Origin of the sequence: Bradyrhizobium sp. AZCC 1678, from assembly GCF_036924765.1 — a bacterium.
Taxonomy (GTDB): domain Bacteria; phylum Pseudomonadota; class Alphaproteobacteria; order Rhizobiales; family Xanthobacteraceae; genus Bradyrhizobium; species Bradyrhizobium algeriense.
In genome coordinates, this window is sequence record NZ_JAZHSE010000001.1 from 3,769,312 (window position 1) to 3,795,049 (window position 25,738).

Annotated in this window: 21 protein-coding genes and 3 pseudogenes; 15 read left to right on the forward strand and 9 right to left on the reverse strand. The window is 62.3% G+C overall.

Annotation, left to right across the window (positions count from 1 at the left end; genetic code table 11):
• Nucleotides 1-17 precede the first annotated feature (17 nt).
• The 6 genes and pseudogenes from V1294_RS17775 to V1294_RS17800 all read left to right on the forward strand — a co-directional run bounded on the left by V1294_RS17775 (nucleotide 18) and on the right by V1294_RS17800 (nucleotide 6,779).
• A complete protein-coding gene (locus V1294_RS17775) occupies nucleotides 18-2,027 on the forward strand; it encodes a hydantoinase/oxoprolinase family protein (RefSeq protein WP_334498936.1) in 2,010 nt (669 codons plus the stop codon).
• The gene (locus V1294_RS17780) at nucleotides 2,024-3,610 is read left to right on the forward strand and encodes a hydantoinase B/oxoprolinase family protein (RefSeq protein ID WP_334498937.1); all 1,587 of its coding nucleotides are present in this window, start codon (nucleotides 2,024-2,026) and stop codon (nucleotides 3,608-3,610) included. Before V1294_RS17775 ends, V1294_RS17780 begins: the two co-directional genes overlap by 4 nt.
• Nucleotides 3,607-4,929: an aminotransferase class III-fold pyridoxal phosphate-dependent enzyme gene (locus V1294_RS17785; protein WP_334498938.1), complete on the forward strand. Its 1,323-nt coding sequence runs from the start codon at nucleotides 3,607-3,609 to the stop codon at nucleotides 4,927-4,929. Before V1294_RS17780 ends, V1294_RS17785 begins: the two co-directional genes overlap by 4 nt.
• Nucleotides 4,930-5,012: 83 nt before the next feature.
• A pseudogene (locus V1294_RS17790) lies at nucleotides 5,013-5,369 on the forward strand (AMP-binding protein); the annotation flags it as partial.
• 189 nt (nucleotides 5,370-5,558) lie between these two features.
• Nucleotides 5,559-6,036, forward strand: a pseudogene (locus V1294_RS17795) (ATP-binding cassette domain-containing protein); the annotation flags it as partial.
• A complete protein-coding gene (locus V1294_RS17800) occupies nucleotides 6,033-6,779 on the forward strand; it encodes an ABC transporter ATP-binding protein (RefSeq protein ID WP_334481723.1) in 747 nt (248 codons plus the stop codon). The pseudogene V1294_RS17795 and the gene V1294_RS17800, both read left to right, overlap by 4 nt.
• A gap of 24 nt (nucleotides 6,780-6,803) precedes the next feature.
• Here the strand turns inward: V1294_RS17800 and V1294_RS17805 are convergent, their stop codons facing one another.
• Nucleotides 6,804-8,267, reverse strand: a complete 1,464-nt coding sequence (locus V1294_RS17805) for an NAD(P)/FAD-dependent oxidoreductase (RefSeq protein WP_334498939.1) — start codon at nucleotides 8,265-8,267, stop codon at nucleotides 6,804-6,806.
• 482 nt (nucleotides 8,268-8,749) lie between these two features.
• On the opposite strand from V1294_RS17805, the gene V1294_RS17810 reads away from it, so the two are divergent.
• From V1294_RS17810 to V1294_RS17850, 9 genes are all read left to right on the forward strand, one after another.
• Nucleotides 8,750-9,904 carry a branched-chain amino acid ABC transporter substrate-binding protein gene (locus tag V1294_RS17810; RefSeq protein WP_334498940.1) on the forward strand — a complete coding sequence of 385 codons (1,155 nt, stop codon included), beginning with the start codon at nucleotides 8,750-8,752 and terminating at the stop codon, nucleotides 9,902-9,904.
• Between the two features lie 70 nt (nucleotides 9,905-9,974).
• On the forward strand, nucleotides 9,975-10,895 hold the full coding sequence (locus V1294_RS17815) for a branched-chain amino acid ABC transporter permease (RefSeq protein ID WP_334498941.1): 921 nt from the start codon (nucleotides 9,975-9,977) through the stop codon (nucleotides 10,893-10,895).
• A complete protein-coding gene (locus V1294_RS17820; protein ID WP_334498942.1) occupies nucleotides 10,895-12,100 on the forward strand; it encodes a branched-chain amino acid ABC transporter permease in 1,206 nt (401 codons plus the stop codon). Before V1294_RS17815 ends, V1294_RS17820 begins: the two co-directional genes overlap by 1 nt.
• A complete protein-coding gene (locus V1294_RS17825) occupies nucleotides 12,097-12,393 on the forward strand; it encodes an ATP-binding cassette domain-containing protein (protein WP_334498943.1) in 297 nt (98 codons plus the stop codon). The genes V1294_RS17820 and V1294_RS17825 overlap by 4 nt, the downstream gene beginning before the upstream one ends.
• Entirely contained in the window at nucleotides 12,281-12,877 is a 597-nt protein-coding gene (locus V1294_RS17830; protein ID WP_334498944.1) for an ABC transporter ATP-binding protein, read from the forward strand. Before V1294_RS17825 ends, V1294_RS17830 begins: the two co-directional genes overlap by 113 nt.
• Nucleotides 12,874-13,608 (forward strand): ABC transporter ATP-binding protein, encoded by a 735-nt coding sequence (locus V1294_RS17835; protein ID WP_334498945.1) that lies wholly within the window; start codon nucleotides 12,874-12,876, stop codon nucleotides 13,606-13,608. The genes V1294_RS17830 and V1294_RS17835 overlap by 4 nt, the downstream gene beginning before the upstream one ends.
• A 22-nt stretch (nucleotides 13,609-13,630) precedes the next feature.
• On the forward strand, nucleotides 13,631-14,680 hold the full coding sequence (locus tag V1294_RS17840) for a phenylacetaldoxime dehydratase family protein (RefSeq protein ID WP_334498947.1): 1,050 nt from the start codon (nucleotides 13,631-13,633) through the stop codon (nucleotides 14,678-14,680).
• 79 nt (nucleotides 14,681-14,759) lie between these two features.
• A complete protein-coding gene (locus V1294_RS17845; protein ID WP_334498949.1) occupies nucleotides 14,760-15,821 on the forward strand; it encodes a carbon-nitrogen hydrolase family protein in 1,062 nt (353 codons plus the stop codon).
• Nucleotides 15,822-16,067: 246 nt separating this feature from the next.
• Entirely contained in the window at nucleotides 16,068-16,961 is an 894-nt protein-coding gene (locus V1294_RS17850) for a LysR family transcriptional regulator (RefSeq protein WP_334498951.1), read from the forward strand.
• A 187-nt stretch (nucleotides 16,962-17,148) separates the two neighbouring features.
• Here V1294_RS17850 and V1294_RS17855 read toward each other — a convergent pair whose 3' ends face one another.
• From V1294_RS17855 to V1294_RS17890, 8 genes and pseudogenes are all read right to left on the reverse strand, one after another.
• On the reverse strand, nucleotides 17,149-17,742 hold the full coding sequence (locus V1294_RS17855) for a LabA-like NYN domain-containing protein (RefSeq protein ID WP_334498953.1): 594 nt from the start codon (nucleotides 17,740-17,742) through the stop codon (nucleotides 17,149-17,151).
• 147 nt (nucleotides 17,743-17,889) lie between these two features.
• Nucleotides 17,890-18,324: pseudogene (locus V1294_RS17860) on the reverse strand (cupin domain-containing protein); the annotation flags it as partial.
• Nucleotides 18,325-18,677: 353 nt separating this feature from the next.
• Nucleotides 18,678-20,324 (reverse strand): thiamine pyrophosphate-dependent enzyme, encoded by a 1,647-nt coding sequence (locus V1294_RS17865; protein WP_334498955.1) that lies wholly within the window; start codon nucleotides 20,322-20,324, stop codon nucleotides 18,678-18,680.
• A gap of 33 nt (nucleotides 20,325-20,357) precedes the next feature.
• The gene (locus tag V1294_RS17870; RefSeq protein ID WP_334498957.1) at nucleotides 20,358-21,245 is read right to left on the reverse strand and encodes a branched-chain amino acid aminotransferase; all 888 of its coding nucleotides are present in this window, start codon (nucleotides 21,243-21,245) and stop codon (nucleotides 20,358-20,360) included.
• 23 nt (nucleotides 21,246-21,268) lie between these two features.
• The gene (locus tag V1294_RS17875; protein ID WP_334498959.1) at nucleotides 21,269-22,129 is read right to left on the reverse strand and encodes an acyl-CoA acyltransferase; all 861 of its coding nucleotides are present in this window, start codon (nucleotides 22,127-22,129) and stop codon (nucleotides 21,269-21,271) included.
• Between the two features lie 173 nt (nucleotides 22,130-22,302).
• Nucleotides 22,303-23,397 (reverse strand): homoserine O-succinyltransferase MetA, encoded by a 1,095-nt coding sequence (gene metA / locus V1294_RS17880; RefSeq protein ID WP_334498962.1) that lies wholly within the window; start codon nucleotides 23,395-23,397, stop codon nucleotides 22,303-22,305.
• Between the two features lie 26 nt (nucleotides 23,398-23,423).
• Nucleotides 23,424-24,698, reverse strand: coding sequence for an O-acetylhomoserine aminocarboxypropyltransferase/cysteine synthase family protein (locus V1294_RS17885; RefSeq protein ID WP_334498963.1), 1,275 nt, complete (start codon nucleotides 24,696-24,698; stop codon nucleotides 23,424-23,426).
• A gap of 84 nt (nucleotides 24,699-24,782) precedes the next feature.
• Nucleotides 24,783-25,727, reverse strand: a complete 945-nt coding sequence (locus tag V1294_RS17890; RefSeq protein WP_334498964.1) for an amino acid--[acyl-carrier-protein] ligase — start codon at nucleotides 25,725-25,727, stop codon at nucleotides 24,783-24,785.
• Nucleotides 25,728-25,738 lie beyond the last annotated feature (11 nt).

The following is a 25,738-nucleotide window of genomic DNA, read 5'->3' on the forward strand; positions in this document are numbered from 1 at the left end:
CCTGAACAAGGAATGAAATGAACAGCTCGGACAGGGAATGGGAAGTCGGAACCGATATCGGGGGCACGTTCACGGATATCATTGCCATCCGTCGTGATCCCGCCGAAACCCGGATTGCCAAGGTTGCGTCGCGTCCGCATGCGCCGGTCGATGCGATGCTCGAAGCCATCGAGGCCGTCGGGCTGCAGAAAGATCAGGTCAAGCGTTTCGTCCATGGCACCACGCGGGTGACCAATGCGATCGTCGAGGAGCGTCTGCCGAAGGTCGCGCTGATCGCCACCGCGGGATTCGAGGATGTGCTCGATATCGCCCGCTACCGGCGCCGTGATCTTTACCGCCTCGACATCCCGCCAAAATCTCCATCATTGGTGCCGCGCGAGCTTTGCTTTGGTCTGGTCGAGCGGCTTGATCACGAAGGAAACGTGCTGAAGCCGTTGGAGGATTGCGAGATCGATCGTCTGGTGATCTGGCTCAAGCAAACGGGTGTGCAAAGCGTGGCGGTGGCCCTGCTGCATGCCTACGCTAATCCGGTGCATGAGAGGATGCTGGCTGAGCGCCTGAAGGCGATCGTGCCGCATGTCTCGCTGTCACATGAGGTCAATCCCGAGGCGCGAGAATATGAGCGCACGTCGTCGACGGTGTTCAATGCGGCGGCGATGCCGATTGCCGTCGAATATTTGAGTGAGCTGGAGCAGCGCTTGCCGATTGGGCCCGGCCTGCAGGTGTTCCATTCCGCCGGAGCCATGGTTCCGATTGCCACGGTCAAGCGGCGCCCCCTGGTGATGGCGATGTCCGGGCCGGCGGCTGGTGTATCGGCGTCGGTCAGCATTGCGCGCCAGCTCGGCACATCGAGAATGCTCACCTTCGACATGGGTGGTACCACCACCGACGTCTGCCTGATCATCGATGGACAGGCGGAGATGGCGGACGGCCGGATGCTCGGGGATCGACCGCTGCGTCAGCCGATGCTGGCGGTTCACTCGATCGGTGCGGGAGGTGGTTCGATCGTGCGCAATGGGCCGGGCGGCTTGACCGTGGGACCCCAGAGCGCGGGGTCGGAACCCGGCCCGGCCTGCTATGGCCGCGGTGGCACTGCGCCGACGATCACCGATGCCAACGCCGTGCTCGGCTATCTCAATCCTGAGACGCGGCTCGGGGACCGTATCAGTCTCGACATCGAGGCTGCCCGGCGCACCATTGCGCCCATTGCACAGGCGCTGAATCTGAGTCTTGAGGAAACTGCACTCGGCATCGTCAAGGTCGCCAACGCCACCATGGCGCGGGCGCTGCGCCGGGTGACGGTGGAACGCGGCATCGATGGGCGCGACTGTACGCTCCTTGCCTTTGGCGGTGGCGGTCCGATGCATGCAGCGGGATTGGCGGATCTCTACGGCATCGGCTCGATCGTGGTGCCCAACGCATCGAGCGCCTTTTCCGCGCTTGGCTGCCTGACCGCCGATTTCAGTTTTCTGCAGCAGCAGACCTTCCGCGTCGCACTGGATGGCATCGATCTCGATCGGGTGTTGAAGCGGATCGAGATACTGATCGGGCAGGCGTCGGAGCCGTTGATTGCCAACGGAGTTACGCGCGCAGCGATCGATGTCGATCTGATCGCATTGATGCGCTATGCCGCGCAGAACGACGCCATTGCGGTCCCATTCTCTCTGCCGCTGGACGCTACGCGGCTGCGGGAAGATTTTCTCGCCCGTCACCACGAACTGTTCGGCTATGCGACGGCCGAGAGTTGCGTCATCGAATCGGTGCGCGTGCAGGCGCGGCGGCCATCGACCACCATCGTCGATCGCCCCACGACCGCTATCCGAAAACTGCGCGCGACCTCACGCCGATGCTCGTTCGATGGTGTTCATGACGTGGCGACTGAGATCGTAGACCGTGCTTCCATGAAGGAAGCGGTCCTTGGGCCTGCGATCATTGAAGATGCGTGGTCCACGGTTGTGATCCCGCCAAGCTGGCAGGCCAAACCGGACGCAATCGGTCATCTCTTTCTGACGAAGGTGACGCCATGAGGCTCGATCCGTTTACCGTCGAGGTGATCCGGCATGGCCTGTCGGCGGCGGCCGAGGAGATGAGCCTGGTGATGACGCGTTCGGCGCGTTCGCCACTGCTGCGCGAAGCCGGCGACCTGTCGTCGGCGATCACCGATGCCAGGGGCGATCTGGTCGGCCAGGGCAGGGATATTCCGATCCATCTCGGGGCGATGGCTTACACCGTTCCGGAACTGCTGAAAGTCCTGCCTGTCAGCGGCCTGAACGACGGCGACGTTCTGATCTATAATCTTGGTGCGCTCGGCGGCAACCATCTGAACGACGTCAAGGTGGTTCGGCCGGTCTTCGTCGACGGCGATATCGTCGCATTCGCCATTAGCCTCGCGCATTGGCCCGATATCGGCGGGACATGGCCCGGCAGCTACTTCGCCAAGGCCATCGACACCTTTCAGGAGGCGATGCGCATTCCCCCCGTTCTGATTGCGACAGCGGCAGGCGTGAATACGCCGATCATGCAGCTTCTGAAGGCCAATGTGCGAGATCCCGAAGCGTGCGAGGGCGATCTGCTTGGACAGATCGCGGCAACCAAGGCTGGCGAAAGGCGCATCGTCGAGCTTTGCCGGCAACACGGCAAGGATGTTTTCAGCGTGGCGCTGGCGCGTCTGCACGATCTGTCGGAGATCGAGATGCGCGAGGCGATCCGTGAATTGCCCGACGGCGTCTATGAAGGCGAGGACTACCTGGACGATGGCGGCGCGGGCGGCGAACCCGCCCGCATTCACGTCAAGATCACCATCGCCGGAGACGAAGCAACCTTTGATCTGTCTGATAGCGCCGACCGGGCCTCGAATTTCTGCAACACCACGCCGTTCATTGCGCGTTCCGCGGTGGCTTATTCGGCGCGCATCATGAGCGGGCGCGAGATGCAGCAAAACGCAGGCGCCTTGCGGCCGCTCACGATCGTCACGCGTCAGGGCTCGATTCTGGAGCCCGGGTGGACGGCGGCCGTCGCGGCTGGAAATCACGAAACCTCAATGCGCATCGTCGATGCAATCTTCCGCGCGATGCAGGACGCAATTCCGGAGCGCCTGTCTGCAGGCGGGACAACGACCGCCAGTGTACTCTTCTTTGCCGAGCCACGGTCGGATGGCTCCTGGAAGATGCTGTACGAGGTCCATGGCGGCGGCGAGGGCGCACGCCATGATCGCGACGGCGTTTCGGCGACCCGCGTACACCTTGCCAATACGTCCAATACGCCGGCCGAAGTAATCGAGGCCAACTACAAGATCCGGGTCGAACAGCAAACCATTCGCCGCGAGTCCGGCGGCGCCGGAAAATACCGCGGCGGGGACGGCGTGGTGCGTTCTTATCGGATTCTCGCGCCGTCCATGCACCTGACCACCTGTATCGAGCGGATGGTGATCCCGCCATTCGGTATGCAGGGCGGTCAACCCGGCGAGACCTGCCGGGTATCGCTGATCAGAAACGGCGCGAATGTCGAAATCGATGGCAAGTCGAATCTGGTGCTGCAGCAAGACGATCTCGTCACCATCGAAAGCTGCGGTGGCGGCGGTTATGGAATGGCGAAAGAGATTTCTCGATGAGTAAACTTTTGCGGACCGGCCTGAATGCGGGTGACAGCGCACCGCTTACCGTTGTCGGGGGCGAGGGTGTCTATTTCCATCTCGAGGATGGCCGGCGCCTAATCGACGGAAGCAATACCGGCGGCGGCCTGGGCCATCGCCATCCGGCGATGGTAGAAGCGATCCGTCGTGCTGCGGACACGCCCGTCGTGAACGAAGGCTGGACCTGGATCGGGCGCGAGCAAGCCGCCGACGACCTGATCCGGGTAGCGTTCGAGGGTGAAGAGGATTGGGTCGGTGCCGTCCGCTTCTGCATCAGCGGAAGCGAGGCGAACGATATGGCGCTCTCGCTCTGTCAGGCACTGACGCAGCGCACGGCGCTGGCCACCCGCGAGCGCGCCTATCATGGCCTGGTCGGTCTGTCCCGCAGCATGACCGTGCAGCCGCAATGGCATGGCGGCCTGGCGGTGCATGCCGGTGGCTCGCAGCTCCCTGCCGCCATGGCGCCGGTTCGTATTCTGCCCGCGCCGGATGGCGCGATCTATGGTGCGCCTCCGAACAATCCGTCGGCGAAACAATATCTTGCCGACGCCGCAAGCACGCTGGCAGATACCGCCGCAACGATTATCGACTATACGCAAGGCGGTATTTACTACGACGCCGAATATCAGGACCAACTGGCGCTGCGGGCCCGCGAGGCTGGATCGATCTGGATCGCCGACGAAGTGGTGACCGGCGCGGGGCGGGCGGGGCGATGGTTCGCGTTTCAAGGTGCCGAAAGCCGCCCGGATATCGTGACGCTCGGCAAATCGCTGGGGGGCGGCGCTGCAGCGGTCGCGGCGGTCGTGGTGTCGAAAGCCATCGTCGAGCAACTCAGGGGCAAGAGTTGGCAGAACTACGGAACGTTGCGTGGTCACCCGATCAGCATGGCCGCCATCAGCGCCTACCTCCGCGTAGTCGCGAGCGAAAATATCCTCTCCCGGGTGCGGCAGCTCGAAGGGTTGTTCGCCCAGCGTTTGCTCGAGATCGCCCGGCGGCATCCGAGCGTAAAACGCGTGGCGGGGCAGGGCCTGCATTGGACCATCGAGCTGCATGGACCGGATTGGCGGACGTGGCGCGCCGATACCCTTGAGGATCCCGTCGCCTCCCGCGTGGCGTTGCGTGCATTGGAGGCGGGTGCCGTCATTGGAACCAGCGGCGAACAGACCTCGTTGTTCCTTGCGCCGCCCCTGGTGATCTCCGCCGATGAATCCCATCAACTGCTCGATGCGCTCGATCACGGCCTGCTGATTGCGGACGAGGAGCACGACCGGAATGCCGCGTCGAGCCACGGCCGATAGGAGGTTGAGCTAAAGTCGTCGATGGGCAGCCAATGAACAACGTGTCTCCACTCTGGCCGGTTGGCGAACCTTGGCAGCTGCCGATGCCTGACGGCACGCTCTACCATGCGCTGGCGCGCGCTGCGCAGCAGCGCCCCCGTCATCCGGCGACCGCCTTCTATGGAGCGACGCTGAGCTATGCCGAATTGCGCCAGCGCATCGACGCGATGGCGGGCTTTCTGCAGCATATGTGCGGCGTCAAACGTGGCGATCGCGTCTTGGTCGCGCTGCAGAACTCACCGCAATATGTGATTGCGTATTACGCACTGATGCGGGCGGACGCGGTGATCGTGCCGGTCAATCCGATGACCAAGACCGAGGAAATCGCCTATCTCGTCGCCGACAGCGGGGCGACGGTGGCGATTGTCGGCAGCGAGTTGTGCGAAATATTCGCACCGCTGCTGGGAACGGTGCTCTCGCAGGCCGTGGTCGCTCACTATCGCGACGAGGTGCCCACGGACACACCCTACGCCTTGCCAGCCTGCGTGACGCAATCGAACGAGCAGCCGAGTTCACCGGGATGGTTCCGCTGGCATGAGGCGATCGCTCAGGCGCAATCACCGACGCCAATGACCGCAGCGCCGGACGAGCTGGAGCTGGGACTGGCGCTGTTGCGACCCGCTGCGGTAAGGGCTGAGGAGGAGCGGTTGCGCGAAGAGGTGAGGGGGATCCTGACGCGGTTTGGCGAGCGTCTCCTGCCGCGCATCGATCCCGGCCTATAGCCTGTCCTACGCCAATCGCCGCCGTGTCGAGATCGCGCGCGCGCTGGCGCTCAAGCCGCGTCTGTTGCTGCTCGACGAGCCTACGGCCGGCATGAACCCGACCGAGACCACCGAAATGCAAGGGCTGGTCGCCGAACTGAAAGCCGAGGGACTGACGATTCTGCTGATCGAACACAAGCTCGACATGGTCATGCGCCTCTCCGACCGCGTCGTCGTCATGGACGAAGGCAAAAAGATTGCCGAAGGCGCCGGCGAGGATGTACGGAACGACGCCAAGGTCATCGAGGCCTATCTCGGCCACGGATTGTCGCAGCGGGCGGCCGACGCGCGGGAGACAGCGGCATGAATGCCACAGCACATTCCGCCGGCCCGCTCTTGCGGCTGTCCAGCATCAATACCTTCTACGGTCAGGCACAGGTGCATTTCGACCTCTCGATCGATGTGCAGCGTGGTCATATCGTGTGTCTGTTGGGCGGCAATGCCAGCGGCAAATCGACGACGATGAAGATCATTCTCGGCCTGGTGAGACCGCGCTCGGGCGAATTGACTTTCGACGGTGCCTCGACGCTCGGTCTGACCACGCCGCAGATCGTTCGGCGCGGCATCGCGTCCGTGCCGGAGGCGCGCCGGCTGTTCGCGGACATGAGCGTGAGGGAAAACATCCTGATGGGCGCCTTCGTGCGCAACGACAGCGCCGAAGTCGCAAACGATCTCGAACGGATGCTGGCGCTATTTCCCAAACTCGGGCAACGGCTTTCACAACGCGCCGGCTCGCTCTCGGGCGGCGAGCAGCAGATGGTCGCCATGGCCCGCGCCCTGATGAGCCGGCCGCGGATGATCGTGATGGACGAGCCGACCATGGGCCTTTCTCCGCTCTTCGTCGATCGCGTCCTGGACTTGATCAGAACCATCAACAAGGAGGGCGTATCGATCTTCATGGTCGAACAGAATGCCAGCCTGGCATTGGAAATCGCCCATGAGGCCTATGTTCTGCAGACCGGCCGTATCGTTCTTTCCGGTTCGGCCCGCGCGCTGAAGGACGATCCCCGGGTGCGCGACGCCTATCTTGGCGGCGCGGAGGTCGCTTGAATATCTCCAGTCCTTGCGGGCCGTTCAGCTTCGTTCGGATTCAGGCACGAAGAAGCGTGTGCCGGCAAGTTCGGGCTCATTGTAAGCTTCGACCTTGCGGCGCATGTGATCGATATCTTCGCGGAAGAGCGAGGTCACGATAGCACTGGCGACCCGCTCGGCCGCGATATTGACGCCGGGGATATCGCTGGCGATGCCGGCATGGCTTGCATGGGCGCCGAAATTGACCAGATGGATCTGGCTGAGGGTTGGCTCGCTGCCCGGTGCCTTCTCGGTCAATTCGAAACCGGGACCCAGATAGGGAAACTGCTCCAGATCGCGGCGGCGGAGATCAGGAGCGGGCTGATAGCGATCGTACCAGGTGGCGATGTTGGAGGCGTAGCTGGCGAGTTCCGGAATCAGCGCCGGGTCGACATTGAAGCCAGTGCCCACGATCAGAAAATCATGCGTCCTGGTTTCATCCCGGCCCGCGATCTTCATCGCCACTTTCCCATCCGCACGGGAGGCCGTTTCGATGCCTGTGCGAAAATGGATATGGAAGTTGCTCAGCCTGGTGGTGCGGTTGACGGTTTCGTGTGGCACCGGCGCCTGAAGATCGTTCAGATAGACCATCGTCGCCCAGCGTTCGGCATCGGGCAGGGACGACCAGCCGTGCAGAAAGCCGGGAAAAGCCGAGCCACGCCCCTTGTTGACCTGCGGCAAGTAAGGGCGGCGCACATACATGTCGACGCGCGCAGCACCCCGTTCAAGGGCGGTTGCTGCATTGTCCCAGGCGGAGGCGCCGCCGCCGAGGACGGCGACGGATTTGCCGCGAAGCGCTGCGAAATCGATGTCATCATTGGTATGGGCGGCAAGATCGGGCACCAGTCCCCGATCGATGAAATCCGGCCAGAAAACGCCACCGGCTCCGGCACGGCCGGTCGCCAGAACGACCCGTCGCGCCAATAAATTTCGACGTACCCCGTCTTCATTCAGCATGGCTCGCACGAAGGGTCCTGCAGGCTCGAGGGCTTCCAGCGCAGCCCCATGCCTGACCGGCAACGCCAGCACTTTCTGCAACCAGGACAGATACTCAACCCAGGTCCGATTATGAATCTTGTAAAGGGTTTCCCAGGCATTGAGGCCGTATTTCGCCTCATACCAGGCACGAAAGGTGAGGGAGGGAACGCCGAGGGCGGGGCCCGTCAACGTTTTGGGCGAGCGCAGCGTGTCCATCCGCGCGAAGGTCAGCCAAGGCCCTTCCTGCCCCGGTCTTGAGCGCTCGACCACAGCGATATTGCGTATTCCTTTGAACATCAAGCTGCCGGCCGCGGCGATGCCGTTCATGCCGGCGCCGACAACCAGGACATCCAGGACCGGTTGGCCGGTGGCATCCTCGATTTTGGCCGGCCAATTCGCCGCCGGTACACCCAGAATTTCCAGGTCTCGCGCGACGGCACGCTCGTGCAGTGCGATCCCCGCCAAATCGATGCGATCAACCTTGCCCAAATGTCTGGCCCCATAGTCCGCGGTTCGAACGAAGTTCAGGACTTTCTATCCGCAAGAAGCGGATTTTTTCGTTCGGCTGTCTTCAGAAACACGCCGGAAATGTACCCGATGATTCCGGAAGGTGCTTGGCTAAATTCGCGGTGGAATCGCAGTTTCATCGCATAAATATGCTCATTTGCACACCGATCTTGGAATGGCCGCGACGGACTTGCTGAGCTCTTCAAGTGGGGTAAATGGAGGCATGCGCGGAGGAGTTCGATGTGGCTTGCCAGCGGTGTCAGGCACCAACCGCAACCACGGCTTTGCCGACGATACAATGCTTTAGCCCAAAGCGAAGGCAGACTGCGGCAGGAAGTGGCAATGCAGGGCGCAAATTTCACCGGCGCTTGCGGCTCAGCGCACGTCGTTCTGCAAAAATATGCACTGCCCACGTCCGAGGGGTCCACCTTACACTTCTCCCGACACAGAGGAGTGGAGTGGTCATGAAATTTAAATCCGGTTTGTTGCTGTTGTTGGCTCTCGCCGCGCCGTTCCCTTCCGCGGTGCTTGCCAAGGATACCGTGAAGCTCGCGTTCATCGGCCCGTTGTCGGGCGGCAATTCCGCACCAGGCCTCGGAGGCCGTAATTCCGCGCAGCTTGCGGTTCAGCTGCGCAATGCCGATCCGGCGGCGAAATACACCTATGAACTCGTTACGTTTGACGATGAGTACAAGCCCAATGTCGGCATTCAGGTCGCAACCAAGGCGGCTTCCGACAACTCCATCATCGCCGGTATCACGCATTACTGTTCCGCCGTCGGTATTGCCACCGTCGATACTTATTCGCGTTTCGGTCTTCCTGTCGTGGTGTGGGGTGCGATCCTGCCCGAAATCACCTACGGCAACGATTACCGCGAAATCCATCGCGTCAACGGCACCATGATCAACGAGGGAAGGCTGGCCGCGGATTTCCTCACCAAGCAGGGCTACAAGAAATTTGTCGTCGTCCATGACACCACGGACTACGGCAAGGGCCAGAACAAGTATTTCACTGAATATCTCAAGCCGACCGGCGGCGAGATCGTTGCGACATTCCCGGTCAGTCCTGACCAGCACGACTTTACGGCGGAGCTTACCAGGATCAAGGAGCTCAAACCTGACCTCATTCTGATCGGCGGATTGACGCCGCTCGGCGTTCGCCTGCGTGCGCAGATGGATCGCGTCGGCGTCACGGCCCAGCTTGCCGGTGTGTCCGGCATCATGACGGCCGGTTTCCTCGAGGGCGCAGGCGCGGCCGGCGAGGGCACGATCTCGTTCCACAACGGCGCACCGATCAGCAAATATCCGCAAGGCCAGGCCTTTCTCGACGCCTACGCCAAGGCCGGCTTCCGCGAGGACCCCGACGCCTACGGCCCGTTCGCCTATTCCGCCACCAATCTGGTGATGGACGCGATCGAAAAGACCGGCCCCGATCGCAAGAAGATGAAGGAGGTGCTCAACGGCACCAAGGGCTACAAGGCGCTGGTCGGCGAGATCAACTTCGATGATCACCGCCAGAACATCGTCAACGCCAATGTCTACGTGGCCCAGGACGGAAAGTGGGTCTATTGGCCGGATAGCGACTATGCCGCCGGCAAGAAGAGGCTGGCCAGGAACTAGCTCCATCGCGGCGAGCTTCGGCTCGCCGCTCCCTTCGCTCTTCGAATTTCTTTGCCACCAGGACTCCGCGATGGATATCGGCATTCTTGCCCAGCAGCTTTTCAACGGCCTGATGCTGGGCGTGATCTATGCGATGATCGCGGTCGGCTTCTCGCTGTTCTTCGGCGTGCTCGACGTCATCAAGTTCTCGCACGGCGATGTCGTCACCGTCGGCGCATTCTCCAGCCTCGGCGCGGCCGGGATTGCGGGAGGTCCGGTTGCGCTGCCGCCCGTGCTGGCGCTGGCCTCGGGAATAGCTGCGGCGGTGGCGATAGGCGCGCTGGCCGGCGTCATCATCGGGCGCGTTCTTGTGCTGCCGTTGCGCCATGCACCCGGCGTCAACGTGCTGCTGGCCACCTTGATGGCGGGCACCGTGCTACGCGAAGCCATCAGGCTCGGCGTGCCCAACGGTGGCAATCCAAAACCGTTTCCGGCACTGCTGCCGGGCGGCGCCATCAAAGCCGGTTCGTTCAGTGTCGGCATCGACAGCGTGATGATCCTCGCCTCCGGCCTGCTGCTGGTGCTGGGGACGCACCTTCTGATCACCCGCACGCGATTCGGTCTCGCCATTCGCGCGGTGGCCCAGGATGGCGAGGTGGCAAGGCTTTCGGGGATCGATTTCCACGCGGTGGTTCTGGGGACGTTTGCGCTGGGCTCCGCGCTCGCGGCGTTCGCGGGCTGCATGCTCGGGCTGTACTACCGCGAGATCAATTTCAACATGGGCGTCCTTCTCGGCATTATCGGCTTCGCTTCGGCTGTCGTCGGCGGGCTCGGCAGCATGCTCGGTCCGATCATTGGTGGTTTCCTGTTTGCCGGAGTACAGACCCTGGTCGTAGTCGCGCTGCCGATTTCGAGCGCGTACAAGGACGTGATCGCTTTCGCGGTGATCATCATCCTGATCGCGATCTTCCCAACCGGCCTGATCGCCGAGCGCCGAAGCGAGCGGGTGTAATGAGCAGCATTCCTTCCCCGATCCCCGTCTTGTCGCCGCTTCGGATGCAGCGTCATCCGCGCGCCGTGGTCGTGCTTACGGTGGCTTTGCTGTTTGCAGGCGGTGGCCTGATGATGCATGCGGAGTCGCAGATTCAGGTGCTCGGCCTGCTCGCGGCCTTTCTGGCGGTGTTTGCGATCGCCGATCGCACGCCGCTCGGTCAGGACGTCTCCGCCATCTGCAGCGACTACAGCGGATTCGCCAACGCCGTCGCTTTCGTCTGCGCACTGGGCCTGATCGTCGTCTTTCACGGCGAGCACTACACGCTCTTGATGATGGCGACCGTGGCGCTGTTTTCCACGGCCTGTATCGCGCTAAACCTTCAACTGGCGTTCGCAGGAATTGCCAATTTCGCCGGCGCGGCATTCTTTGTACTCGGTTCGTATACGGCTGCCGTAATGACGGCGTATGCCGGGATTCCGCATCTGATGATCCTCGTTGTCAGCGGCATCGTGACCGGCGCGATCGGAGTTATTCTGTTGCTGCCGGTGCTGAGGACCCGCGGGCACTATGCAGCACTTGTGACCATCGCATTCGGCCTGCTGCTGCGCAGCCTGCTGGAGGTGAACGACACACTCGGCGGCCCGCAGGGCATGAAGATCAGGGGTTTTTCGATCTTCGGCCTCGACTTCAACCGGATATCGTCGATCGGTCCGTGGGACGTGTCATTCTATCTGCCCTATGCAGTGCTTTCGATCTGCATTTTCGCGGTGGCCTTCACGCTGATCCGCCGCATCGAGCGGTCCTGGATCGGGATCGCGCTGGACACCGTGCGCAGCGATGAAACCGCGGCCTCGGTGTTCGGCCTGTCGATCGCCCGCTGGAAGGTCGTAGCCTTCCTGATCGGCAACGCAGTGATCGGTGTTGCCGGGGCGGTCTACGGCATGATGAACGGGTTCGTGACGCCGAACGGGTCCGGGCTCGGCGACTCCCTGTTGATGTTGTCGATCATCGTGCTCGGCGGGCTCGGCAATTTCTGGGGTGCTGTGGTCGCCGCCATGGTGATCCTCGTCATCCCCGAAAAACTGCAGGCTATTCAGGAATTCCGGCTGCTGATCTTTGCGTTGCTGGTGCTGGGTATCCTGCTGTTCCGCCCGTCGGGCATTTTACCGCGTCCGATCCGCGATCTGTCGCGCTTCATCGGGCGGCCGGGAGCAGACGCATGAACGCTCCCTTGCTGGCCTGCGGCGGCCTCACGATGCGCTTCGACGGTCTGGTCGCGCTTGATGGTCTCGATATCGAGATCGACAAGGGCGAAACTGTCGGGTTGGTCGGTCCCAACGGATCGGGCAAGACCACGTTTCTTCAATGTGGTGACCGGGCTTTACAAGCCATCGGCCGGATCGGTGCGCCTGGATGCGCGCGATCTGTTCGCCAAGCCGCCGCAAATGATCGGCAGGGCAGGCGTCGCGCGAACCTTCCAGCGCTCGCGGCTGATGTTGGACCAAAGCGTCTTTGACAATATCGCGGTCGGCGCCCTGTGCAGGCTCGATCTGGGGCTGTTTACCAACCTGTTTCGCCGCCGCCGCTGGCGCGGCGAGCTGAGCGGGATGGTCGAGCACGCCCGCGCGCTGGCGCATCGCTTTAATCCCGTCATTGCTGACCGGCTGTTTCAGCCTGCCGGCTCGTTCACGATGATCGACCGCCGGCGGGTCGAAATCTGCCGCGCACTGATCGGTGCGCCACGGCTTCTGTTGCTGGATGAACCGTCGGCGGGCATGACGCAGGAAGAGACGCGCCAGTTGATGGACGATCTGCTGACGTCTCGCCAGGAGATGCCGGATCTGGCAGTGATCCTGGTTGAGCACGAAATGGATGTGATCCGCCGCGTCTCGGACCGCTGCGTTGTGCTGAATTTCGGCCGCAAGATTTTTGAAGGCACGTTCGATGCGCTGATCGCCAATCCCGATGTCCAAACTGCGTATCTGGGAGTAAGTCAATGATCGCCGGCGCTACCGCAACGCGCAGGCTCTCGGCCATCGGCGTCACCGCCGGTTACGACCGCGCGGATGTGCTAAAGGGTGTCACGGTGGAGGTGAAGCCGGGCACGGTGACGTGTATCCTCGGCGCCAACGGCGCCGGGAAGAGCACGCTGATCCGCACCATTCTCGGCCTCAACCGCGTCCGCAAAGGCGAGGTGTATTTCGGCGGCGCTGCGATCGCAAATATGCCGACCCACAAGATCGCAGCGCTGGGTATCGCCACGGTGCCCGAGGGCAACCGTGTACTGCCGCGCATGACCGTGCTCGACAATCTGAAAGTCGGCGGTCTCCTGATGCGGGACTCCAGGCGTGTGGCCGCGCGCATGGAAGAACTGTTCGAGACATTTCCGCGGCTGAGGGAGCGGCGAAGTCAGTTGGCCGGCACGCTCTCCGGCGGCGAGCGGTCAATGCTGTCGATTGCACGCGGGCTGATGACCGATCCCGAGCTGGTGGTATTCGACGAGCCGTCGCTTGGGTTGTCGCCGCTGTTCGTCTCCGAGGTTTTCGGAATTGTACGGCGCCTGAAGACGGCCGGGCTGTCGATCCTGCTGGTCGAACAGAATGTGCGGCAGACGCTCGACGTCGCCGACTACGGCTATGTGCTGGTGCAGGGCCAGGTCGTGGCGGAGGGGGATGCGGAGTCGCTGAAGCAGAATGCCGAACTCCACAAGGCATACTTCGGCGTTCACTAACAAAGAAAGTAAGGGGAGCGAAATGGGACTTCAGGTTTTCGATCGCGTCAATCCGCTGCGCAAGCCAAAGGGCTTTGAACCGGTGGTGCAACGATGGTCCGCCGGCTTTACCAACAAGTGCGAGACGCTGTGCGTGGCGTTTCACGGCATTCAGGGGCGTGACGCCGAGAGCGTCTACGCGTCGCCGTTTTTTCCCTGGATCGAAAAAGCGACCAGTCTGCCGAGCGGGCCGACGGTGCACGACCATGCCTGGTTCATTGACCAGAACGGCCTCTATACCCACATCGTCGCGGCTTACTGGGTAGATCGAGAGCGCCGCGATGACTGGCTGGCCGATCCGCACCTGACGGCCTGGTGGACCGACGCGGCACGTCTTGCCGAGCCGAACGGCTATTTCCGTGAAAGCGTCACCGTGCCGGTGGAGCGGCAGGAAACGCTGTACTGGAAGGATTATCCGGCCGCGCTGAGCCGATCGCCTGAAGTGGCGGTCTATCCGACGCCCTATTGCGGCTATTACGGCGCCATGCGAGATCGGATTCCGCTGGCCGCGGTGGATGCGCTGGCGCCTGCCATGAATGAGTTGCCGACGCCGATTGCCCGCGACACCCGGTCGGCGCGTTGGCGCATCGTCACGCCGCAAAACTTCACCGTTATTCGCTCTGCCGCGTATTGGGGCCGTTGCGATCCGGCGCAGACCGAAGATTATATGCGCGATCTGCGCGCGCCGCTGGAGCGCGGCATGGCCTATTTGCGGGAGAGTCCCCAGGCGACCGGCTGCTGCTCGCTGCGCTTTCAGCAGACCTGCGATGCCAAAGGCAGACCGGAACTCGAAACCCACGCGCTCGGCTATTTCCTGTCCCTGGAGCACATGGAGAACTGGGCCGAGCGCCATGCGTCGCACGAGGCGATCTTCACCGCCGCGATCGCGCGTTATCGCAAGTTCGGCAAGGCCAATCAGCTCCGTACCTGGCACGAGGTGTTCGTGCTGCCGGAGCAAGGCCAGATCTTCGAGTACGTCAACTGTGCGCCCGGCACCGGGTTGTCGGGCTATTTCGTGGGCGAACGCCTGTGATCGCACAGCGGATATGCCTGCAGGGCACCGAAGCCGGCATGGCAGCGAGCGGCTGCAATCATAAGAAGGGTTCGTGATAATGACGTCATCCGTGAAAGTTGCTGCCGTCCATGCAGCGCCGGTGTTTCTCGATCGCGCGGCGACGGCGGCGAAGGCGATTTCGATCATCCGGGAGGCGGCCCGTGGCGGCGCGCAGCTGATCGCGTTTCCGGAGACCTATATTCCGGCATTTCCGGTCTGGGCGGCGCTGTGGGCGCCGATCGAGAACCACGACCTGTTCGTGCTGATGGCCGAGCAGTCCGTCGCCATCGCGGGACCGGAAATCGCGGCGTTGCGGCGTGAAGCCAGGTCCCTCGGCGTCACGATCTCGATGGGCATCAGCGAGAGCTCGCCGACCAGTGTCGGGCTGATCTGGAACAGCAATGTCCTGATCGGCCCTGATGGCGCCATTCTCAACCATCACCGCAAGCTGGTGCCTACTTTCTACGAGAAGCTGATCTGGGCCGCGGGCGATGGCGCCGGGCTCCGCGTCGTCGACACGCCGGCCGGCCGTGTCGGAAACCTGATCTGCGGCGAGAACACCAATCCGCTGGCGCGCTATGCGCTGATGGCGCAGGCCGAGCAGATCCACATCTCGAGCTGGCCGCCAATGTGGCCGACGCGGCGGCCGAGCGCAGGCGGCAATTTCAACAATGTTGCTGCCAACCGCATCCGCGCCAGCGCGCATTCGTTCGAAGCCAAGGCGTTTGGCATCATCACCGCTGGCTTCATGGATGCGGCGATGCGCGAATTCCTGATCGCGCGCGAACCATCGGTCATCGACGTGATCGACCGCACGCAGCGGGCGGCGAGCTTCTTCGTCGATCCCACGGGAGAAGCATTCGGAGACGTCCTGCAGGATCAGGAAGGCATCGCCTACGCGGAATGCGACCTGCAGCGCTGCGTCGAACCAAAACAGTTCCACGACGTGGTCGGCTATTACAACCGCTTCGATGTGTTCGATCTCAAGGTCAATCGCAAGCGGCTGGTTCCCGCGACATTCATCGACGCTGTTTCGACCGATATCGCACCCGTGCTGGCCGAGCAGGGCGCGACGGCTGAGGCCATCTCATTCCACAACGGCGGCAATCTGGATTCCTGACCCGATCCGAAGATAATTCAAACCGAGAGAAGGCGCGCCAGCAGGTCATCACCGGCCGTTACACGAGTCTGCCACAACCGCCCAAACGGGCGACGAGTGCCGGATGGTGCCGGTCTCCGTCGTGCCCATGGCGCGATGCACAACTGCGTCATCGTCGGACTGGCGTTCCGAGCGCCAATCTCGCAAGATGGGCCGCGCAAGTCCATTGGTTGCCAAGTTGGTTGCTCAATCCTGTCAGGACTACTCGTGTTCGATTGGAACGATCTGGTTTATTTTCTTGAACTGGCACGCCAAAGCCGCCTCATGCCAGCCGCACGGCGGCTGAAGGTCGACCATACTACCGTCAGCCGGCGTATTGCCGAGCTGGAGAAGAGCCTCTCGGTCAAGCTGTTTGATCGCAAGCCGGACGGCTTTGTCCTGACCGAACACGGCCATCGCCTGTTCGCGATCGCCGAACGTATAGAACAGGAAGCGTCTTCCGTTCAACAGGCGTTGGGCTCGGACGCGAGCACCGCCACGGGGCGGGTGCGCGTTGCGACCATGGAGGGGATCGCCGCCTTTTTTCTCGCGGAACGCTTCACGGAGCTGGCGGTGGGGAGCCCGGGAATAACGGTCGAACTTGTGACCGAGCGGCATCTGATCAGCCTGACCAAGCGCGAGGCGGACGTCTTTATCAGTTTCGTGCATCCCGACGGGCAGCGGCTCGTTGTCAAGAAGGTCGGATCGTTTCGTCTCGCTCTGTATGCGAGCCACGCCTATCTCGCCCTTCGCGGGATGCCGGCCAATCGTGCCGAACTCGCGTCTCATACCTTCGTCGACTATGTCGAGGACCTCATCGCTATCCAGCCGGTGCATTGGCTGCTGGATGTGCTTGAGCCGACTAACGTCGCCTTCCGCTCGTCGAGCATGCATGCGCAGCAGAACGCCGTGGCTGCGGGTGCAGGCATCGCGCTGCTGCCGCTGTTCTCTGCCAAGGCGAACCCGATGCTCGTTCCCGTGCTCCCCGATGAGGTCAAGGTCTATCGCGACGTTTTCCTGTCGGTACACCAAGACATCGAATTCATGGCTCGGGTCCGTTCAGTGAGCCGGCATATCGCCCACGTCTTCGACCGCGACAAGGCTTACCTGAACGAATTCTGAGAGGCAGCCGCATCGCCGGATCATTCACTGATCCGACAATGAAATGATGCAACAGGCTTGTTCGCACCAAGGTGGGCCGGTCCCCGACGCCAACGGGGCGTTCGGACAGGATGTCGGATCCGGCTCGCGGGAAGCCTGGGACCGTGTGTACACCCAGAAGTCAAAATGGGATCATTGAAGGTCGTTGTCAGCTTTCGTGGTCGCGTTGCAAGTGCAACGCGTGATGGCGCGGTTCGCGCGAGGCCGGTCGCTCGGACGGGTCGCGGCCAAGCTTGGACTTCAAATCCAGGAGGTCGATGAAAGCGTCGGCCTGACGCCGAAGTTCATCGGCGATCATCGGAGGATGGCTGGCAATGGTTGAGACGACGGTGACGTGAACCCCTCGACGTTGCATCGCCTCCACCAGCCGGCGGAAGTCGCCGTCGCCCGAGAAAAGAATCATCTGATCGATATGTTTGGCAAGCTCCATGGCATCAACAGCGAGTTCGATGTCCATGCTGCCCTTCAGCTTGCGATGGCCGCTGGCGTCGGTGAATTCCTTGGCCGCCTTGGTGACCACGGTATAGCCGTTGTAGTCGAGCCAATCGATCAAGGGCCGGATCGACGAATATTCCTGATCCTCGATGATCGCGGTGTAGTAGAACGCGCGAAGTATTGTGCCGCGACTTTGGAACTCCTTGAGCAGTCGCTTGTAATCCACATCGAAACCAAGCGCCTTGCTGGTCGCATGAAGATTGGCGCCGTCGATAAGGAGTGCGATTCTGCTACAGCTCGATGACATTCAGTCAATGACTCCCAAATCGGACGGCAAGGAATTAGAGACATCAGTTCACGTCGTGCGTTTGCGCCGCCACGAAAAGCGGGCCGGAGCAGCATCGCGAGTAGACTTGCCCATCAAATCATAGAATGGGACGGGGTCTCGTTGTGGTGCGGAGCGACGCCCGCCGGGCGCGGAGAACGTCCGCTTGAGCTTGTTGATGGCGCGAACGGCGAAGCCTAGTCCGAACGGTATGGTCTGGCGGAAGAAGGCGATCTTCTTCACGTAGTTCTCGACATGCCATTTGACGTGCGCACCGTCGCGGAACAATATCACGTCGCCCACGCCATAGCGCTTCGGTAGTTCGCCCTCGCTCTCGAGTACGATCGATCCTTCGAGAATCATGATGGTCTCGTCGACGTCGTAGTACCAGTTGAACTTGCCCTCGGTGCAGGACCAGATCAGGGTCGTGGCAGTGCCGCATGCGCTGCTCGACAGTACGTGCGAGCGGGCTTCAGGATTGCCCTCAAGGATCCAGGATGGCTCGATCGGCGACGGCTTGAGATCTACATTGCAATGGCCAGTTTCAATAAGCGCAAGCGGCATCGATGACCTCGACGGTTTGAATAAGCATGCACGGCTTCAAAGCATCCCGGCGGCGCTAGTAGCGGCTGTCGTTCTTCCGGGAGCCGCATATTATCCCAAAAAAACTGAAGGGGCCACTTTGGCGCAAGTAGCTCTGCGGTGCGCCCAACGGGTTGCTGAACGGGGGTTACCTCCAAAGAGGCACCTCAGGCCGTGTCCAAACTTGAGATGAAGCTACAATGCGAGCTACCCTCTGATCCCTGCCGATTGGCGCCGGGGATGCGGTGCCGCGCAGGCGCCTTATAGGTCTGATCGCGCCGTCATCTTCGTTGCTTCACTCTTGAAAATGCAGACCATCAGATCACCCTGAGGCATCAGCCAGCCGCCGCAGCGAGGGAGCGATTGATGGTTTGGCGTACGTCAGATCGAACTTCGATCACGACGGGGCCGTTGGCCGACATTGCTTCCGCGACGACTTCGGCCACCTGGGCTGCGTTCGTGATCGTATAGCCCTGCGCGCCGAAGGCGCGGGCAAGAGCCGCAAAATCGGGATTGGATAGATCCGTACCCCAAGGGCGGTTCGGAAATGCTCTTTCCTGATGTGAACGGATGGTGCCGTACGATTGGTTATTGGAGATCACGATCGTTATATTAAGCCGGCGGGCAACGGCGGTTGCCAACTCGTTCCCGGTCATCAGGAAGCCGCCGTCGCCGCAAAACGCGATCACCTGACGATCCGGATAACGAAGGCCCGCGCTCAATGCAGAAGGAACACCACTGCCCATCGCGCCGCAGGCGGAGCCGAGCAGTCGAGCTGACGGCTTGAAGCGGAATATCCGGTGTACCCAGGCGGCGAAGTCGCCGGAGTCGGTCGTCACGATACCATCTGCTTTGAAATGTTTGGCGAAGGCCGCAACCGCATGGCCAAGGACATCAGCGCTGGGGATACGCTGCTCGGGCCATGCGTGCACTGCTTCCCGAGCTTTCGCCGCGGCTTCGATCCACCCATCGCGCTCGCGTACGGCGACCGGCAGGTCGAGCCAGGATCTCAAGAAGGGGTGCGCCGACGAGACGATCGCAACATTCGTATGGAAGCGAGTCCCGATGGCATTCGGATCGGGGTAGACGTGAACCAGAGGCTGAGACGTCGGCGATTGTCGCGGAAATCGAAATCCGAGAGAAGACAAGTCGCCGAGCCGGGTTCCGATAGCAACGATCAGATCCGCTCGCTCAAAGAGTCGAACATGAGCTGGCGAGGTGAAGAAGCCAAGGTGCCCAATCCAGAGCCGGTGATCGTTCGGGAATTGATCTTGCATCTTGGTGGTGACTGCCACCGGAATATTCCAGCGCTCGCTCAGTGCGATCAGATCCTTGCGAAATTCCGCCGTCCGACACTCTCCTCCGACCAGCAGAATCGGCCTCTCCGCCTTTCCAAGCAAGGCGGCGGCCTGCTCGACGGCGGCTTGACTGGGCTCGGCTCGCGCGACGCCGTGAACCCTGGCGGTGAGCAGGCCGGCCTCCATCTCGAGAACATCTTGAGGGAGCTCGATCACAACCGGCCCTGGCGTGCCGCTAAGTGCCACGGAAAATGCGCGCGCCACCATCTCGGGTGCCTGGGCCGCTGAATCGATTCTGGTGGACCATTTAATAAGGCCACTGAAGGCCCGCCCGGTGTCGATCTCCTGCACTGCGTCGCGTTTCAGATTCGGCGTGTCGACCTGACCAACCAGCAGTATGAGGGGTATGGCCTCCTGCGAAGCTACATGGAGACCAAGCGCCGCGTTGGATGCGCCCGGTCCGCGGCTCGCCATCACCACACCCGGGCGGCCGGTGAGCTTGGCGTCGGCGACTGCGGCAAGACTGGCGCTTCCCTCGTGGCGGCAAGTCACGAGATCGATCTCGTCGCGTTTGTACAAAGCGTCAAGGAGCGCAAGAAAGCTTTCGCCGGGTACGCCAAATGCCCGGTCGACGCCGTGCGCGATCAGAGAATCAACGATTAGATCGGCAACCCGAGAAGCCATGCCACACCATCTCAATTTACGAACCGCTCCATCTCACGCCGCAAGCTTTGCCGTGTGCGCGAAATCCCAATACAGCTTCCGCGCACGTGCATAGAGGGGGCCGGGCGTGAGCTGCCGGTCGTCGATACGGATGACCGGCGCGACCTTGGCGAAATTGCCGGTCGAAAAGATCTCGTCAGCGGCGAGGAAATCGACATAGCGAAGCGTGGCCTCTATCACGGTGACGCCTTCGCCACGCAATAGTTCGATCACCCGCTGCCGGGTGATGCCGTTCAGGAAGGTGCCATTCGGAGCAGGCGTGTAGACAGCCCCATCTTTCGCCATGAACACGTTGGAATTGCCGAACTCCGCGACGTTGCCGAGCATGTCCAGCATCAGGCAGTTCTGGAAGCCGCGAGAGGCGGCCTCGATCAGCGCACGCGAACAGTTCGGATAGAGACAGGAGGCCTTGGCGCCGACCGGCGCGCATTCGGCCGTGGGTCTGCGGAACGGCGACAGCGTGATCGCGCTGCCGACAGGCTTCGGGATCGGCGCTTCGTAGATGCACAGGCACCAGTCGGTCGTTTCCGGATCGAACAGCACTCCGCCCCCGACGCCGTTCTGCGGCCAATACATCGGTCGGATGTAGAGCTCGGCACCGGCCGGGAAGCGGGCGATGCCTTCGTGCGCCAGACCCAGCCAGGTATCGAGATCGACGATGGGCTTGAGTCCGAAGTAGACCGCGGATTGATTGACGCGCGCGCAATGGCGGTCCAGGTCAGGCGTAACGCCTTCGAAAGCGCGTGCACCATCGAACACGGTCGAGCCGAGCCAGAGCCCATGGGTGCGTGGCCCCATGATCGGCACATTGCCCTCGTGCCACTGGCCTTTGAAGAACGTCCATGTCCGCGAATGGCTGACGGACTTGCTGCTCGGAATCATGACGGTCCTCCTAGGCGACTGAGTTACGGTCCATAGATCACCAGTTCGGTATCCGACAGATCGGCAAGCCGGGGGCACTGCGGACCCTTGAAGTATTTCCGGCCGCGCCGCTCGCGATAAACGCCGACCAGGTCCTTCATGCCGCCATTGGCGTCGAGAGCGACCGAGATCCGGCCGCGCCGGAGCAGGAAGCGGCCGATAGCGCCGGCGCAGGCGACATAGTCGGCCACATCGTGGCAATAGATCAGCTGCATCGCCGGCAGCGCGATCCGGCGCTTACGCATCGGCTGCAGGACGAAGGGAAAGCCGCGGCCATCGGCCGCGCGGCAGGCCAGGCTGAGGCAGCCGTAGGCCGCGTGCCGTGCAAGCAGCGCGACGTCGGCTTTGGACAAGCCGCCGATCGCCTGCGCGTCCTGTTGCACGACCTCGACGCGCATGCCCTTCGCCGAACGCGACAGCGCGGGAAAGGAAAAGAACAAGCCGCCGCAATACGCGCGGAATCCCTGGGCCTCGATGGTCGGCCAGGTCCAGTGCGCCGGGCTGATGTTGATGTAAGTGACATGCTCGTGGCGTTGCGCGACCTTGGTCAGCATCGACGCGTAGTTGCGAAAGGCGGGTTCCACATACCAGCTGGAAACATTGCAGCGGATGCAGGTCTCGCCGCCGTCGTCCCGTGCGGTGTAGATCAACAGCAGAACACCAACGGGCGTCCCCTCATGGTCGAGCATGTAGCCAAAGCGCGGGAATCCTTCGGGCACCTCGCGCACGGACGTGCGCCGGAGCCCCTCCATCCAGTAGTCGCGCGAGCGGCCCTCAAAGCCGCGCGTCAAGAGATCGGTGACGGCGGCGAGATCGGCTCTTACTATCTCGCGGCATCGGATCATGGTCCGAACTCCGTCATACGATCCGCTCCCGCTTCTTCGTCAGCAGGTCGGCGAGCGGCTCGCGGCCGTCGTCCGGCACGGGAATCTCCGGACGGGCGGCGCCCAGCTTGCGTCTGTGGCGACGAGCCGGAATTCCGGTTACGGAGCGAACTCCCTTCTTGCGCCTCCTACCGTTACCCATGGTGCCCGAATGCGCGGTATCCGCCGCGGTCCTGGACCGGCTTCGTTCGGCTCCTTCCGTTGAGCGCCAGCGGCCTTGAGCGTGCGGCTCGCTGCGACGCCATGTACAGCAGCCAGTTGCGGTAAATGCGCCTGGCCGGCAGATGCCAGGCGTTTCTCAGATTTTTTGCCAAGTGATCGGCCGGGAAATCGGCGAAAAACTCCGGACGTCTGTCCGCAAGGGCTTTTCGCCGGAAGGTGGTCAGGATCTCTTCCGCCTTCGTGCCAAAATAACCTTTCGGTATCGTCGGACAGACTTCGTTCTCTCCCCGGAGGAACCGGCCCATGTCCCTTCTGTATTCGCCCAACAGGCTCTGGGTCTCGTATTCCGGATGGCCCTGGAAATGGACGAAAAGGCTCTTCTTCTGCTGCTTGACGAAGCAATCGATGCCGGCCTCCGCCGACTTTGTGAGAACGGAATATCCGCAGCTCGCGATAGCTTCCTCCTGCACCTCGTTCCACCGGGCGTGCGGAATTCTGAAGATCGCGGGAATGTCGTGCATCAAGGGATGATCTCTCGTCTTCGTTTGAGCGAAGACGCCGATGCATTTGGCAGGCAGCTTGTGGCGTTCCACGCCGTCCATGTGCAGAACGGCCGCATGGACGGCGAGACAGGAATACACCGACGAGATCGTATTCTCCCTGGCCCAGTCCATGACCTGGGCGAGGGTGGTCCAATATGGCTCTTCCGTCAGGCGGGCAGCTCTCGGTTCGGCGCCGGTCACGATTATTCCGTCCAGGCTGCCGATCACCAGATCGTCGGTGCTGCGGTAGTATCGACGCACGTAATCGCGCCCCCATTCCGAACGGGGCGTGCTCTCCATCGTGTAGAAGTGCAGCCTGACGAGGAGCCTTCCGGCCGCCGCGCCGAGCAGGTCAAACAGCTGGCGCTCGGTGGACATCAAGGCAGCGTCCGGCATGTTGTTGATCAGCCCGATATCGAGACATTCCGCCCGGTTTTCCAGTGACGCCTTTGCGGCGGCGCTTCCGCTCGGTGCTCTCGAGAAGAGGTGGTGGTCGTAGGCGTCTATGTCGACTAGGACAGGCATCGGAATGCCTTCATGGCTGTGTGGGTTCAATCCGCGGCATGGAGCGCCTGATCGAGGTCGGCGATGATGTCGTCGACGTGCTCGATTCCGACGCTCAGCCTGATCATCTCGGGCCGCACGCCGGCCTTTTTCTGCTCTTCGGGCGACATTTGCCGGTGCGTGGTCGATGCGGGATGGCAAGCGAGCGATTTCGCGTCGCCAATGTTGACCAGCCGCTTGAATAGTTTGAGCGCGTCGTAGAACCGCTTGCCGGCCTCGAACCCTCCAGCCACGCCGAAGGTCAGCAGCGAACATGCCCGGCCGCCCAAATATTTCTGTGTCAGCGCGTGATAGGGGCTGTCCTGGAAGCCCGCGTAGTTCACCCATCCGACGCGACGATCGTTGCGCAGAAAGCGCGCGACCTTCTCGGCATTCTCGACGTGGCGCTCGATCCGCAACGCGACGGTCTCGATGCCCTGGAGCAACAGGAAGGCGTTGAGCGGCGCCAGGATGGAGCCGGTGTTCCTCAAGGAGACGGCGCGGCAGCGCGCGATGTAGGCGGCCGCCCCGTAGCGTTCGGTGAAGACCAGCCCGTGGTACGATTTCTCAGGCTCGTTCATCATCGCAAAGCGCCGGCCATGCTCCGCCCACGGGAATTTGCCGCCGTCGACGATGATTCCGCCGAGCGTGGTGCCGTGCCCACCCATGAACTTCGTCAGGGACTCCACCACGACGTCCGCGCCGTATTCGATCGGTCTTAGCAGGATCGGGGTGGCCACCGTGTTGTCGACGATCAGCGGCACGCCGTGCCTGTGGGCGACCTCGGCCATCGCTTCGATGTCGCAGACGTTTCCGGCCGGATTTCCGACGCTCTCGCAGAACACCGCCCGCGTCTCGTCGTCGATCAATCTTTCGATGCTCGCCGGACGGTCGTCTTCCGAGAATCGGACCGTGATGCCCTGCCGCGGCAGGATGTGCGCGAACAGCGTATGTGTGGTGCCGTAGAGTTGCGGGACCGAGACGATGTTGGTGCCCATCTCTGCGATGTTGGTCACCGCATAGTTCACCGCGGCCTGGCCACACGCTACGCTGAGCGCCTCGACGCCTCCTTCCATGGCGGCAACGCGCTTCTCCAGCACTGCGTTGGTCGGATTGCCGATCCGGGTGTAGCGGAAGCCATCCACTTCGAGGTTGAAGAGCGCGGCGCCATGGTCGGCGCTGTCAAAGGCGTACGAGGCCGTCTGGTAGATCGGTACGGCGACGGCCTTGGTGGTCGGATCGTTGTCGAAGCCACCGTGGACGGCGAGGGTCTCTCTTTTCATGGAGGTTGGCCCTCTGGCTCTTCGGTCGTGGGCTACCTCGGGATTTCGTTGGAGCATTGCATTTCCTCGAATGCCGAAAATCGTCTAGCGATCGTTCCGCGGGAAGCCGAGCAGGTCCCGCACCGCGGTAGGCCATCTGGCGACGTTGCTGCCGTGTGTGTGGAACATGGCGACGGCGAGGCGGTCCATTCCGAAGGCCACGCAGGCGGTATGGGCCGGCTCCCCGGAGGCATCCGCGATGTCCCAGGCGATGCCGAAATGATCGCGGTGGTAATTGAAGCTCATGCAGGCGGTCGGTTGCTCCTCGGAGCGCAGAGGCACCAACAGCTCGAACTTCAGCGCCTGCTGCTGCTGGCTCACCGCCTTCATCCGTCCGACCCGGCCGAAAAACGGATCGCTGGCGTAGTCGATCCTGAAGGTCAGCCCGAGATCGCTGGCGATCTCCTGTGCAAGCATCATCCAACGCTCCCGGAACTGCGAAACGTGGTCGGGGCTCCCGATGCAGACATATTCGCGCATCCTGAAGGACTGCAGCCGGTCGAGATGGCGCGAGGGCTCGCGACGGAAGCAATCGGCGGCTACGTCGAAAAGCCAGCCATCCGCCGGCACCGGACCGCGGCTTGCCGCGATCGGGTAAACGGGATAGCAGGCGGCCGGCGACAGCACGAGGTCGGCCGGCGACAGCGCGGCAGTCCAGTCTCCCCCGGCATCGAAGCGGCCGACCGCTACGTCGATTTCGCTTTCCGTGCCGTGCAGGCCGCAGACGCAACCCAGCAGGTTCGGGAAGCTCTTTAGATAGCCCGACCGTTCGAGCTGCCCGCGGTTCATGACGGGAGGGAAGCGCATCACCTCGGCGTCTGGTTCGCGATACCGCGTGATCAGCGCCGCAAGCCGCTCCACGATGTCTTCATAGAGTGCGGTGCGGGCATAGATCCCCGGAGAGCCCATCCGGTGGAACAGCACATCGGCGAGATGGTCCAGCGGATCGGCGGGTTCAACCGGTGCGGCGGCAAACATGGCCACGTTCATATCGAGCCCCA